The 13,219-nt window shown below is 56.4% G+C and carries 18 protein-coding genes and 1 other annotated feature; all 18 genes read right to left on the bottom strand.

The features are described from left to right. Nucleotides 1-16: 16 nt before the first annotated feature. The 18 genes from BN1190_RS07670 to BN1190_RS07585 all read right to left on the bottom strand — a co-directional run bounded on the left by BN1190_RS07670 (nt 17) and on the right by BN1190_RS07585 (nt 13,217). Complete coding sequence (locus BN1190_RS07670; protein ID WP_040286370.1) at nt 17-340, bottom strand: ribosomal-processing cysteine protease Prp; 324 nt, start codon at nt 338-340, stop codon at nt 17-19. A gap of 6 nt (nt 341-346) precedes the next feature. Beyond that, entirely contained in the window at nt 347-655 is a 309-nt protein-coding gene (rplU, locus tag BN1190_RS07665; protein WP_040286369.1) for a 50S ribosomal protein L21, read from the bottom strand. Between the two features lie 14 nt (nt 656-669). Next, nucleotides 670-744 (bottom strand) — a sequence feature (ribosomal protein L21 leader region). 44 nt (nt 745-788) lie between these two features. Then, nucleotides 789-1,400 (bottom strand): metalloprotease, encoded by a 612-nt coding sequence (locus tag BN1190_RS07660; RefSeq protein WP_040286368.1) that lies wholly within the window; start codon nt 1,398-1,400, stop codon nt 789-791. Next, entirely contained in the window at nt 1,397-1,948 is a 552-nt protein-coding gene (locus BN1190_RS07655) for a M23 family metallopeptidase (protein WP_040286367.1), read from the bottom strand. The genes BN1190_RS07660 and BN1190_RS07655 overlap by 4 nt, the downstream gene beginning before the upstream one ends. Before the next feature lie 134 nt (nt 1,949-2,082). Next, the gene (gene minD, locus BN1190_RS07650; RefSeq protein ID WP_040286366.1) at nt 2,083-2,880 is read right to left on the bottom strand and encodes a septum site-determining protein MinD; all 798 of its coding nucleotides are present in this window, start codon (nt 2,878-2,880) and stop codon (nt 2,083-2,085) included. 1 nt (nt 2,881) lies between these two features. Continuing rightward, complete coding sequence (locus BN1190_RS07645) at nt 2,882-3,553, bottom strand: septum site-determining protein MinC (protein ID WP_040286365.1); 672 nt, start codon at nt 3,551-3,553, stop codon at nt 2,882-2,884. A gap of 27 nt (nt 3,554-3,580) precedes the next feature. Beyond that, nucleotides 3,581-4,102, bottom strand: coding sequence for a rod shape-determining protein MreD (gene mreD, locus BN1190_RS07640; RefSeq protein WP_040286364.1), 522 nt, complete (start codon nt 4,100-4,102; stop codon nt 3,581-3,583). Further along, nucleotides 4,099-4,992 (bottom strand): rod shape-determining protein MreC, encoded by an 894-nt coding sequence (gene mreC, locus BN1190_RS07635; RefSeq protein WP_040286363.1) that lies wholly within the window; start codon nt 4,990-4,992, stop codon nt 4,099-4,101. Before mreC ends, mreD begins: the two co-directional genes overlap by 4 nt. A gap of 19 nt (nt 4,993-5,011) precedes the next feature. Then, nucleotides 5,012-6,028: a rod shape-determining protein gene (locus tag BN1190_RS07630; protein ID WP_040286362.1), complete on the bottom strand. Its 1,017-nt coding sequence runs from the start codon at nt 6,026-6,028 to the stop codon at nt 5,012-5,014. A gap of 89 nt (nt 6,029-6,117) precedes the next feature. After that, a complete protein-coding gene (gene radC, locus BN1190_RS07625) occupies nt 6,118-6,816 on the bottom strand; it encodes a RadC family protein (protein WP_040286361.1) in 699 nt (232 codons plus the stop codon). Next, nucleotides 6,813-7,418: a Maf family protein gene (locus BN1190_RS07620; protein WP_040286360.1), complete on the bottom strand. Its 606-nt coding sequence runs from the start codon at nt 7,416-7,418 to the stop codon at nt 6,813-6,815. Before BN1190_RS07620 ends, radC begins: the two co-directional genes overlap by 4 nt. A gap of 96 nt (nt 7,419-7,514) precedes the next feature. Then, complete coding sequence (locus BN1190_RS07615) at nt 7,515-8,180, bottom strand: hypothetical protein (RefSeq protein ID WP_040286359.1); 666 nt, start codon at nt 8,178-8,180, stop codon at nt 7,515-7,517. A gap of 85 nt (nt 8,181-8,265) precedes the next feature. Further along, a complete protein-coding gene (locus BN1190_RS07610; RefSeq protein ID WP_040286358.1) occupies nt 8,266-9,021 on the bottom strand; it encodes a prepilin peptidase in 756 nt (251 codons plus the stop codon). Then, nucleotides 9,018-9,734, bottom strand: a complete 717-nt coding sequence (locus BN1190_RS07605; RefSeq protein WP_052461750.1) for a hypothetical protein — start codon at nt 9,732-9,734, stop codon at nt 9,018-9,020. Before BN1190_RS07605 ends, BN1190_RS07610 begins: the two co-directional genes overlap by 4 nt. Next, on the bottom strand, nt 9,718-10,458 hold the full coding sequence (locus BN1190_RS07600; RefSeq protein WP_052461749.1) for a hypothetical protein: 741 nt from the start codon (nt 10,456-10,458) through the stop codon (nt 9,718-9,720). The genes BN1190_RS07605 and BN1190_RS07600 overlap by 17 nt, the downstream gene beginning before the upstream one ends. After that, nucleotides 10,442-11,419, bottom strand: coding sequence for a type IV pilus biogenesis protein PilM (gene pilM, locus BN1190_RS07595; RefSeq protein WP_052461748.1), 978 nt, complete (start codon nt 11,417-11,419; stop codon nt 10,442-10,444). The genes BN1190_RS07600 and pilM overlap by 17 nt, the downstream gene beginning before the upstream one ends. Before the next feature lie 11 nt (nt 11,420-11,430). Further along, nucleotides 11,431-11,883 carry a type II secretion system protein gene (locus tag BN1190_RS07590; RefSeq protein ID WP_040286357.1) on the bottom strand — a complete coding sequence of 151 codons (453 nt, stop codon included), beginning with the start codon at nt 11,881-11,883 and terminating at the stop codon, nt 11,431-11,433. A 122-nt stretch (nt 11,884-12,005) separates the two neighbouring features. Then, on the bottom strand, nt 12,006-13,217 hold the full coding sequence (locus BN1190_RS07585) for a type II secretion system F family protein (protein WP_040286356.1): 1,212 nt from the start codon (nt 13,215-13,217) through the stop codon (nt 12,006-12,008). Between the last annotated feature and the right edge of the window lie 2 nt (nt 13,218-13,219).

Genomic DNA, 13,219 nt, shown 5'->3' with positions numbered 1-13,219 from the left:
ATGTTCCACCTCCTGCTTACTGATAGGATACTTGTATGAATTGCCCGTAATCTTGTTCAATCGTCTCCATGGAAACAATCATCGCCCGCATGATCACCTGCTGGTCATGGTCATCTCCCGTTTCCGGAAGAACGACTTTCAGATAGCCGCCCTCATCACCCTGTTCGATGACCGGGGTGATGCCTGTCAGTGCGATCAACGCATTGACTGCGCCGAATGACACAGCGGATGCCGCTGCGCACACCAAGTCTTTCCCATGTTCCGCATAATCAGCATGTCCGCTCATCTCAAATGAGGTGATGCGGCCCGACGGCTGTTTCTCGATTCTCAGCTGAATCATCGCGGCTTATAGGTTGATGCCTTCGATGACAACTTTCGTGTATGGCTGACGATGACCTTGTTTGCGGCTGTAGTTTTTCTTTGGCTTGTATTTGAAGACAGTGATTTTCTTGCCTTTGCCCTGTTTCACGATTTTCGCTGATACAGTTGCGCCTTCCACGAATGGAGCGCCGACTTTCACGTCATCTCCGCCTACAAAAAGAACTTTGTCAAATGTGATCGCCTCGTCAGCGTCTCCCACTAATTTCTCGATGAAGATTTCCTGACCCTGCTCCACTTTGATCTGCTTTCCGCCGGTTTCAATAATTGCGTACATACTTGCACCTCCTCGAATTGTCTTAGACTCGCCTTAACGGGTGACCCATGTGGATGCTTGTACCCGGTTCAGAGCGGTTGCAGCACGGGTGCGCTACAAACATAACAGTAGAATAATATCACAGCCCGGCATATCATGTCAACCTGTTTCTTTTCAGCTGATCATAGATCCTCCGGTATCGCCTGTAGCGGAACCCGCCGATGTTCTGCAGACCGAGGAAGACGGCGAGAGCAATGAGCAGCGCGGTTTCCGGCAGGCCGGTGAACAGCAGGGCGATTCCGACGGCAAGGAAGCCGATCGAGAACAGCAGGAACGCCGTATGGTCGAAATAGCGGCTCGTCTCACTCTCGAACAGCACGAGCAGCGCCTGTCCGCCGTCGAGCGGCAGGATCGGCATGAGGTTGACGAGCAGGATGACGAGCTGGACGCGGATCACGTCATCAGCCCCCGGGAACGGGATGGCACAGGCAGCGGCCAGGACAGCAGCTGTTGCGCCCGGACCGCCGAGCGCCAGAAGGAGACGCGACCGCTTCGGATACGTGTCCCTGTCCGGCACGACCAGTTCCCCGCCGTACGGATAGATCGTCACGGACCGGATACGCATACCCGAGAATAGCGCCGCCGCAATATGGCCCGCTTCATGGAGCAGCAGGGACAGGAACACGATCACATATGCAGCAAGACCGTCCATGACGGCGAGGAAGACGAATAGCGGAAGCAGGACCGGGTGCAGCCGGAATCTCACTCCGCCACTTCCTCGAAAAATGCAGGCAGGACGGTCGGGTCAAGCACGAGTCCATCCCGCTTCACTTTCAAATACATCGCGCCTTCTTCCATCATGCCGAGCGTGTCCCCCCTTTCGACCGCCGTGTATGGCAATTTCGCGAACGATCCGACGAAACCGTATGTCACTTCATCTCCATTGTCGTACTGCACAGTGAGCGTCTTGCCCGACTGTCTCGTGAAACCGGTGAAGACGACGAGCCCGCTTCCCCTCGCCGCGATCGGCAGCGGTTCCGCATACGACAGGATGACCCCCGATTTGTAGGGCTGCATCGATTCATAAGCCGCGAACGGATCGACGGGCACCGCTTCCCCGCTCACCTGGATCATGCCGTTCGATTCAGGTTCGAGTCTTGACGCCACCCATTTTTTCATCGCAACGAAATCCTGGCCCGTCGACAGATACTGGGTGACCGGGCGGGTGACGGTGCCGTTCTTCTCCAATTGGGACACCCCGAGCACACCTGCCGTGAACACCAGAGCCGCCAGCCATCTCTTCCTAGCTTTCAAGCGCACTCCTCCTTTTTGCCAGTATATGAGGAGGGCCGCCCGAATAGTCGGGAACCTGGCGGACGGATGCTGCCTGTCATCATTTCCGGGGAAATAAAACGCCCCCATGCCGCGCAGGCACAGGGGAATCGATATTATTTCTTGAACAATGATTTCAGTTTGCCGAAGAAGCCGGGTTTTCCGGTGTCGATGGACATGAGCGGCACCGACTCACCGAGGATCCGGCGTGCGATATTCCGGTAGCCGAGCGCTGCCGGATTGTTCGGATCCATGACGACGGGTTCGCCTCTGTTCGACGATGAGATGACGTTTTCATCATCGAGCACGATGCCGAGCAGGTCGATCGACAGGTGTGTCGTGATATCGTTGACGTCCAGCATGTCGTCCTGGTTCATCAGCGACCGCCGGATCCGGTTGATGATCAGCTTCGGCGGCTCGATGTCTTCCTGTTCGAGGAGGCCGATGATGCGGTCCGCATCACGGACGGCCGAAATCTCGGGGGTCGTCACGACGATCGCCCGGTCCGCGCCGGCAACCGCGTTTTTGTATCCCTGCTCGATGCCGGCAGGGCAGTCGATCAGGATGTAATCATAATCGCGCTTCAGTTCGGTGATCAGATCTTTCATCTGCTCCGGTGTGACGGCGTTCTTGTCGGTCGTCTGGGCGGCAGGCAGCAGGAACAGCCGGTCGTCGAACCGCTTGTCCTTGACGAGCGCCTGCTGGATCCGGCAGCGTCCTTCGATCACGTCGACCAGATCATAGATGATCCGGTTCTCAAGACCGAGGATGACGTCCAGGTTCCGCAAGCCGATATCCGTATCGACCAGACAGACTTTCTTTCCCTGAAGGGCCAATGCAGTGCCCAGGTTCGCAGACGAAGTGGTTTTCCCGACTCCGCCTTTCCCAGATGTTATTACGATTGCTTCTCCCACATTAGCTCCCCCCTTTGAATGTAGACAGATTCGGACGCAGCAGTCTCAAGTCCTGCAGACGGTCGATGGCGATGAACCCATTCGAATGCAGGTAGGCGCATTCCATTTCAGGCGACTCGGACAGAATCGCCAGTTCATCGGTCATCGTCTCCATCTGGTCCGCGATGATAAGATGGGTCGCTTCCAGCCAGGAAGCGGCGATCACCGCTTCCCGGTTGCCGGTGCAGCCGGCGTGCGCCTTCCCTTTCAGGCGTCCTAATATATAAATGCTTCCTGCTGCCGAGACGAAACCGTTCGGATTGACATCGCCGATGACGACCAGGTCGCCTTCCGCCCGGACTTCCTGCCCGGAACGGACGATGCCGATGTACGTCTCCGACTGCTGTTCCCGCACACGCTGGTTGCACTCTTCCATCGTGATGACATCACTTTGAATCTTTGAAACCCGCAATTGTCCGGCAGACTGCACCGTCTGGATGATCTCCTTCATCGCTTTGTCGCTGCAGTACCGGTGGCCGGTATGGATCTTCACCTCGACGGCACCTTCCAGTCCCGGATCCTGCGTCTTGCGGCCGAGTTCCTCCAGAAGATCCGTATACGCGCATTGATCGTCCAGCCGCAGGACCAGTCCGTCCTTCGTCCCTTTTATCGTTACCAGTTGTTGTTTCGGCAATTGCCTCACCCGCCCCTATCGCGTAAATTACATACCGATCTGCTTCTCTATGACTCGTTTGTACAGCCAGGTATGGAACACCCAGCCGAACAACAGGATGAAGACCGAATTCGCAATGACGGTCGGCACGAGCCTCGTTGTCAGAAAGGCTTCGAAGCCGATCGACGTCAGCGCAATGAGACTTGCGAACAGATAGGACATCATCTCGAGCAGGATGATCATGCCGAGGGACAGGGCCATCACCGAAAAGATGGAGCGGTGGACCTGCCGGATGAGCACTGCCGCCAAGTAACAAATGAGCGGATAGAGAAATGCATATATCCCAATAATATCAATGTGGTACATATCATACAAGAGGCCGAAGACCAAACCGTAAATTATCGACTTCCGCCGGCCATAGTAGCAGGCAAGGAAGACGAGGAAGACGGTCAGGAACCGGGGGACGAGCGTATAGCGCACATCCCCGAGCTCGATCGGCGAAAACAGGCTGAAGACCGGCTCCACGAAAAACAAAACGACCGCAAGCAGAGGGATGAGGAATCGGGTCATGATCCTTCCTCCCCCTCCGCTGCAGACGCTTTCGCCGAGTCGGTCCCCTGTGCTGTTTCAGACTGCCGTTTTGCGACCATCACATGATCGAGCATCGAAAATTCAGCAGCCGGACGGACATACGCCAGCTTCGTGAGCCCGTAATCGTCGGTCGACACTTCGGTCACTTCCCCGATCAGCAGTCCCTTAGGAAAGATTCCGCCGAGACCGGAGGACATCACTTTCTGTCCAACTTTGACCTCGAAATTCGAATCGATCCGTTTCATGATCAATTCGCCGCGTTCATGGTCGAACCCTTCCATCAGGCCGAAAATATCTTTCTTGCCGGGAATCATCGCGGAGACCCGGAAATTCTGGTTCTCCGTCGACAGCAGTTCGACAGTCGAGGTGAATGCTGTGACGAGGACGACTTTTCCGACGAGGCCGCTCGATGTCATGACTGCCATGTTCAGCTGGACGCCGTGTTTCTCACCTTTGTCGATGATGATCTTCTCTTCCCATTGGTCGGGATTGCGTGAAATTACGGTCGCCTGGACCGGATCGTAGGCGCGCAGATCGTCCTGTTTGCCGACAATCTTGCGCAGCCGCTCATTCTCCTCTTTCACATCCGCAAGCTCGACTTCGTTGGATGCATACTCGGTCAGACGCGCTTTCAGCGTCCGGTTTTCTTCATATGTATTCAGAATTCCATCGATATCATCGAAAAAGCCGGTGATGGCATGCGCCGGTTTTGAAAACAGCGATTGTCCAAAACCGACCACGTCTTTCACCATTTTTTCGGGGAGGCTGGCGCTCTGCCGGTCTTTCATGGAGAAGGCAATCAATGCCACCAGGACAATCACGCCCACGAGCAGTAAAATAAGTCGTTTGTTCGAAAAAAATCGCGGCATTGCCGAGTTCCTCCCTTACTTATTTCGCCTGCATCTTCTTGATGACGTCGAAATTCTCGAGTGCTTTGCCTGTCCCGATCGCGACACAATCAAGCGGATCCTCGGCGATGAACACCGGCATATTCGTTTCGTCGGAGATGACCTTGTCCAGGTTGCGCAGCAGTGCACCGCCGCCCGTCAGGACGATTCCGCGTTCCATGACATCCGCCGACAGCTCAGGAGGTGTCGTCTCAAGCGTCTTCTTCACCCCGTCCACGATCTGGAGCAGTGATTCGCGAAGCGCTTCGACGATTTCATCCTGTGAGATCTCAAGAGTCTTCGGCAGGCCTGTCAGAAGGTCACGTCCGCGGATCTCCATCTTCTCGGCCGTTTCGACAGCGCTCGCCGAACCGATCTCGATCTTGATGGCTTCCGCAGTGCGTTCCCCGATCGTCAAGTTGTACGTCTTGCGTATGTAGCTGATGATCGCTGCGTCCATCGTATCCCCGCCGACACGGATCGACTCGCTCGTGACGATGCCGCCGAGTGAAATGACCGCAACTTCAGTCGTACCGCCGCCGATATCGACGACCATGCTGCCTGTCGGTTCCCAGACAGGAAGGTTCGCACCGATCGCTGCCGCAAATGGCTCTTCGATCGTATACGCGTCTTTTGCGCCTGCCTGGCGGGCTGCATCGATGACCGCACGCTGCTCGACGGATGTGATGCCGTACGGCACGCAGATCATCACGTTCGGCTTCTTCCACGCACCGCCTGATGCCTTTGTCGCTTCTTTCATGTAATGCTCGATCATCGCTGTCGTAATGTCGAAGTCCGCGATGACGCCGTCTTTCATCGGACGTGTCGCCACGATCGAACCCGGCGTCCGGCCGATCATATTTTTCGCAGCGCTTCCGACTGCGACAATTTCATTTGTCATCGTATTTTTCGCAACTACGGATGGTTCCCGCAGAACAATGCCTTTTCCTTTGATGAAAACCAACGTATTGGCGGTGCCGAGGTCAATCCCGACATCTCTCGCTCCTAGTCCAAACAAATTCGTTCTTCCTTTCTGCAGTACCGTTTTATGAGGCTTGATAAAAGCATACACCATAGTATAACGGAAAGGCGAACAAATTCACAGTGTCACATGTATCCTTTCTCTTTCAGGGAAATATAGCGGTGATCGCCGATGATGATATGGTCAAGAAGATCGATGCCCATCAGCTCACCCGCTTCCGTCAGCCGCTTCGTCACCTCGATATCCTCCGGTGACGGCGTCGCGTTACCGGAAGGATGGTTATGTGCGACGACGAGCGACGCGGCCGACCGTTTCACCGCCTCGCGGAAGATCTCCCGAGGATGGACGATGGACGAGTTCAGGCTGCCGATGAAGATCGTCTGCTTATGCAGCACTTCGTTCTTGACATTCAGGAACAGGACGACGAAATGCTCCTGGTTCAGTTTCGCCATATCCGTCATCAGATACGCAGCGGCATCTTCAGGCGACTTGATCGCATAGCGGCTTTCGTGCGGCATGGAATAGATCCGCTTGCCGAGTTCCGCGGCAGCCATGATCTGCACGGCTTTCGCATCCCCGATCCCTTTGACGGCAGTCAATTCCTCGATCGTCACATCCCGCAGATCCTGGATGCGGTCGAATTCCGACAGCAGCTTGTTCGCCAGCACGAGCACCGATTCGGTCCGTGAGCCTGTCCTGAGCAGGATCGCGACAAGTTCCTGGTTCGACAGGCTTGCCGCCCCCTGGCGCGTCATCCGCTCCCGCGGCCGGTCCGCGAAATGGATGTCGCGGATCATGAGGGAATCCTTATACTCCGCCGTCATGGGAGCGCCTCTTTTCGCACCTGGATAATATCCCGGCTGCGGAGTATATGCGCAAGTTCGGAAATCGGCAGGCCGACGACATTCTCGTAATCGCCGCGGATCGATTCGACGAACAGGCCGCCCGCCGTCTGGATGCCGTAGCCGCCCGCTTTGTCGAGCGGATCCCCGGATGCTGCATAGGCTCCGATCAATTCTTCATCGAGGTCACGGAATGTGACGGCCGTGACGGCTGAAAAACGTATGATCTCATCATCCCGCATGATTGTCACACCGGTTATGACACTGTGAGTCCGTCCCGACAGCTCGTTCAGGAACCGCTCCGCCTCGGCAGCGGATCCCGGCTTCGGGTACACCTTCCCGTCCAGCGCGACCACCGTATCGGCACCGATGATAACGGTTCCCGGATGGTCTTTCACAAGCGCAGACGCTTTTAGGGACGACAGCCGCTCTGCATAAGTTTCCGGAGTTTCGGACGTTTCGATCGGCGGTTCCTCCGCTCCGCTCGGCATGACGGTGAACGGGATGCCGAGCCGTGCGAGCAGTTCCTTCCTCCGCGGCGAGGATGATGCGAGGATGATCGTTTCATTCGTTTCAAACAACATAGGGTAACGCCTCCTTTGCCTCATCATACGACACAGGGGAGAAGAAGAAAATTGTCTCGGAATCCGGATAATGGCGTTTTGGCATGGTTTTGAGCGTCAAAACTGAAGTTTGACACAATCGCCGCTCTCCGCAAAATGGGCGATCACATGCATGCGGATGATGTTAAGATCGCCGGTGAACGCCGTGATGGCGGCCAATTTCTCGGCAAGCGGATCCTTTTTCCCGCCTTCCGCCGACTGTTTCCGCACATTCACCAAATCTTGGATTTCGGAAACTTTTCCCGCTTTCAGGACCGCCTGGACAAGCTCGCCTCCCCCGCCTGTGCAGGCGAGCGGCGTGACGGAGAGCGACTTGCGGAATGCCCCTTCACTGCCTGCCGGATCCGCGTCCTGTTCAGTCGGACCGAGCGCACTCCAGACGAAGTACTGGCTGTCCGAACGGACGACCGCTGCGGCCGGCACCTGGCTGTCGGCTATGAAGGCCGCTGCAGATCCCTTCGACGAGAACACTCCGTGCTGGCGAGCATACATCGCAACAGGTGCACCGAGTGCCGGCATCTCCTCCGCTTTGGCCTCCCCTTTCGGATCGGCTGCCGCCGGACCGTTTGCCGGTACGTTCGGTTCCGGCGTCGCGGCAGCATCCGGCGCATCTGTCTTCATGAGAATGAAGCCGACGACCGCCACGGCGATGATGCCGAGCAGCACCCCTTGTCCGAGCGCAAGCATGATCGTCAGCTTCGAATACTTTTTCTTGAAATTCATCGCAATCCCCCCTCGTTCAATCGTATCAGGGTGGACGCAAAAAAGAACAAGACTCCTGTCGTCTTGTTCTGAAGAATTGTTCGACTCAAGCTAACAGCGAAAGATACCATCCGACAAGCGCATCCCCTGCAAAATAGCAGATGACGGCGGCGACAGCGATCGACGGACCGAACGGCACCGGCGTCTTCCGTCCCTGTCCCGTCCTCCTGAGATGGATGATACCGACAATCGAACCGATCAGCGCTGCGAGGAACAGTGTGAGCAGCGTGAGTTCCGTGCCGAGCACGAGACCGAGCACGAAAAACAGCTTGATGTCCCCGCCCCCCATGCCGCCTTTCGAGACGACGGCGATCAGGAACAGAACGCCGAAGCCGATAATCGCACCGAGCAGGCTGTCCCACCAAGGGCTCAGCGGACTGACAAGACGGAGGACTGCAAGCACGATCCCCGCCGGCAGCAGCACTTTATTCGGAATAAGCATATATGCGATATCGGACACCGTGATGATGACGAGCATCGACAGGAAAACGAGTGCAACGGTGAGTTCCGCCGTGAAACCGAAATGCAGGAACGCCCACGCAAACAGCAGGCCGGTCACGAACTCCATGAACGGATAGATCGGATTGATCCTCGTGCCGCATCCCCGGCATCTGCCGCGCAGGAACACGAACGACAGTACAGGGACGAGATCCGGCAGTGTCAGCCGGCGGTCGCATACAGTGCAGTGCGACGGCGGGGTGACAACCGACTCCTTTTTCGGGACGCGTAAGCCGACCACGTTATAAAACGAGCCGAACACCGTCCCGTAGATGAAGAACAAGACCGTCCAGACGATCGTCATTCGGTATCCTCCTCTTCCTGACGGGCGGTCGGATCGACTTTGCCGGCAGGGTCAGGGGCATCCAGTTTCGGCGTCTCCTCGATCAGGTCTGTCAAATCAGGGCGGTAGAACGCCTGGAAGGACAGGGTCAGTTCGAGCGGCACCGTCTCCTCTTCGACTTCACGCTGTTCCTCAGGCGGCGTCAGCTCGATCGACTGGACGATGAAGATGCGCTCCATTTTTTCGATTTCGCGGATGAACCGGTCGACCTGACTGTAATCAGAAGCCGTCAGCTCGACGTCGACCGTCATCGCCTGGATGGCAGTCTCGGGAGAAGGCTCCGGAGTGTCCCCGGACTCAATGGACTCTGCAGCGGGTTCCGTCAGGTCCGGCCCGGTCTCCCCTTTTGTGAACTGCACGTCCCCGATGTCCGCACGTGATTTCACTTCCGCCTTCTCCAGCTGGACGAGGAGCTGTTCTTCGAGCGGCAGCACAGGCACTTTCTGCTGGAGAGGCCGCGAATTGGACGAGACCTCTTCCGGCTGGGCCGCGACTTGGCGCTGCAGTTCGAACAGGACCTCGCGCTGGTCGGCGAGTGAGCTGACCGCCTGTTCATTGGCCTCCCGTGCCGGCGCATACAACTGATACCAGCTGTAGGCTGCAAGCAGCAGGAAAAAGATGATCGACAGGATGAGGACGGCGAGGTCCTTCTGCCGTTTAGTCAGACTCCGCATCGGATCCCTCCTGTTCCGTATCGGCCGGCGGTGCAGCATCCGGCACTGTTCCATCCGCTGCCGGGTCATCGGCTTCTGGCGGTGCATCAGTCGCCGGCGGCGGGGTTTCTTCCGGCACGGCAGGCGCTGCCCCGTCGAGCGTACCGCGCGGATCGTTGAAGAAGACCGTATAGACAGCGATATACCGCGGCAGGAAGCGGCGGATGACAGCTGTGCCGCCGTCCGTCATATCGGCCGTATCCTCGATTTCCTCGGTTTCGACCGATTCAAGGGACGCGGTCTGAATCGCTTCGGACGCCTGGATGCGCGTCAGGTAGTACGCCGCTTCGGTTTTATCGTCAAACTGCACTTCGACCGTCGCCTGGTGGGGCGCGGCGAACGCGAACGACCGGAAAAATCCGCGCCGCGGCAGCTGGGCGGTCAGGTCCTCAAGCAGCGGAGCGGTCTCATAGCGGTAATTTTCCGCCCACTCGACGCTTGCCGCCAGTTCATCATGCGCCTGAGCGCTGTCCGAACGGTTCAGACGGCCGGACAATTCCGCCTGGGTCGCCTGAAGGTGGATCAGCTGATCGTCAAGGCGTTCCGTGTCGGCGGTCAGACTCCGGGCAAGGAGAAAAAACACGAGCCAGACAAGAAGAGCCGCGCCGATGACGCCCAGCGCGGCAACCAGGAAACCGGAACGTTCCCTCTCCTTTTCCGGCAGTAAGTTAATGTCGACTAGCATGGGACACCTCTTTCAGTGCAAGTCCGATCGTCCGGTTGAACGATGACGGCACCGCCCCGCCGGATGCAAACAGAAGCGGTTCGGGCAGCAGCGGACTCGCCGCAACATGGAGCCGGCCGGACGCAAGCGCCAGCAGGTCATCGAGATCGGCATAGAGGCCGGTGACGAGCACATGGGTTATCGTCGCAGTGCCATTCCACATATTGTAGCGGTAGAAATTGACGAGTTTCTCGAGTTCCTGCACGATCGCCTGGGGCGACAGCAGCGAACTCGACGCCGGAAGGTCCGGCGATGCTACATTGATATCTGCGGCACTTTCAAGATCGACCGGCCGCATGAACAGCGGGTAATGTTCGTGGAAGATCGACACGACGAGCTTGCCGGCGGTCAGATCTGCGAGCATTACGTGCTCGTCCCCCGTGAACTGATGCTGCCGGTGGGCGAGCCGGTAGAGGGCGAGCGGTGCGATGTCCGCGACGAGCGGATCGAACTTCGCGGACGCGAATGCCTCCTCGTAGCCATGCAGCACGCTTTCCTTCGAGGCGATCAAGATCGCTTCGTTGGATGTGGTATTCGGCAAATACGGCACCACGTCAAAAACCGGATCATCGAACGGCAAATAGATCGATGACCCGATTTCTATGAAAAAGTGCCCCTTCAGTTCATCATCCAGCACGTCCTCCGGATACGGCACTTTCCGGATCATCACATATGTATCGGGCGCGAGGAACTGGACACCGCGTTTGGCAATGCCCCACTCCTTCGCCAGCCCGTCAAGCACGGACACCAGCCCTGCAGGATCCACGACCCGGCCGTCATGCACGATATTCGGCGCAAGCGGCACGTCGACCGCTTCTTCGACGACCAGGTCCTCCCCCGCCTTCAGCTTCACATAGCGGACCGCGTCTTCTTCAATTGTCATCGAGACCGGCCGCTTCGGGCGGGTGAATGGGATTTGCATGGGTTGGCTCCTTATTTGCTTGGTTTACTGGTTGTTCCGATTTTAATTACATCAGTTTTCTCACTCAAGTCTTTCTTGGTAGCATCAGTAGCTGAGACAGTCTTCTTACCCGCCTCACCTGAAAAAGTAATAGTTAATGAGTTATCGTCTTTCTTGTTTACAGTTGCAGAAGTTAGCGAACTTTCTTGTAAATACTCTGGCTCTAACTTATAGCCGCCTTCTGTACTAGCAGTCTTTAAAGATACAGTTGTCTTATCAGGATGTTCAGCGAAGAATAGATTAGCTGCTTCTATTGCATTTGTGGCATCAGCTAAAACTGCTTTTTCACGGGAGTTTTGTATGATATTCCCAATCGACGGCACAGCAATCGCTGCGATAATACCCAAAATGACAATGACTGCGAGCAATTCGACGAGGGTCAGGCCCTTTTCGTTCTTGATTTTCTTCTGAAGAAACTCCTTCATGTGTTCTCCTCCTTAGTGTACTTGCTTTTGTTCTTATTGTCAGTATATCAAAAGTTCCAGAGAAGTCTATCTATTAATCTATAAAATCGCCATAAAAGTTGCTGAACAGTGATTCAAATAGTCTATAAGTTATCGATTTGATTAAATAGATCGAACATCGGCAGCAGAATTGCAAGTACAATAGTCCCGACTAATCCAGCAAGCAGGACGATCATGATCGGTTCGATGAGCGCTTTCAGCCGTTCCGTCGAGGCATCCACTTCGCTTTCGTAGAAATCAGCGACTTTCGCGAGCATCGAATCGAGCGAACCAGTCTGTTCGCCGATCGCAATCATATGCGGGATGAGCGGCGGGAATGCCCAGTGGCCTTCCATCGGCTCGGTGAGCGAACCGCCGCGTTCGAGCGATTCGCGCGAGCGGACGAGCACTTTCTTCACGACTTCGTTGCTGACGACGCGTTCCGTCATCGCAAGCGACTGCAGGATCGGCACGGAACTTGAGAACAGCGAGCTGAGCGTGCGCGTCAGTGTGGCGAGCACCGATTTCTTCGCGATATCGCCGAACACGGGAAGCCGCAGCAGCAACGTATCGGTCATCATCCGGCCTTTCGGATTGGAACGGAGCAGATAGAAGCCGACGCCGACTGCCGCAACCGCCATGACGATGACATACCAGTAGGACAGTGCGAAGTCACTCGATGTCATGACGAAGCGCGTCAGCAGCGGCAGTTCCCCGCCGACACTGGCGAACAGGTCGACGAACATCGGCACGACGAAAGTCAGGAGGAAGATGACAACCCCGACCGCGACGATGCCGACGACGACCGGGTAGGACAACGCTGACATGACTTTCTGGCGAGTCTTGTACGCTTTCTCGTAATGGACAGCGAGACGGTCGAGCGAGTCGTCGAGTGTACCCGACAGCTCCCCGGCTTTGATCATGTTGATGACGAGCGGCTCGAACGCTTTAGTATGCTTTGCGAACGAATCGGACAGTGCGCCACCGGTCCGCAAGTCTTCATTCACTTCCGTCAGGATCTTCTTGAACTGCTTGCCTTCCACCTGGAGGGAGAGGATGCGGATCGCCTCGACGATCGTCACCCCTGCCCGCAGCAGTGTCGAGAACTGCCTTAGGAACATGATGAAGTGCTGGCGTTTGACCGGCTTGCCGATCGTAATCTCTTTCGTCAGCGTTGTTTCTGCCTGCTCGGTCAGGTTCTTCACCCGGATGCCGTCTTTTTTCAATTTCAGCGCGGCATCCCGTTTGTTGTCCGCGATGACGATCCCGCTGCGGACCGAGCGCGCGTCGCGGCCTTCATACTTGAAACGCGCCATGG

Origin of the sequence: Sporosarcina koreensis (assembly GCF_000826145.2) — a bacterium.
GTDB classification, from domain to species: Bacteria; Bacillota; Bacilli; order Bacillales_A; family Planococcaceae; genus Sporosarcina; species Sporosarcina trichiuri.
Note: the sequence above shows the minus strand (reverse complement) of the source record. Positions and strands in the feature narration are given on the sequence as shown.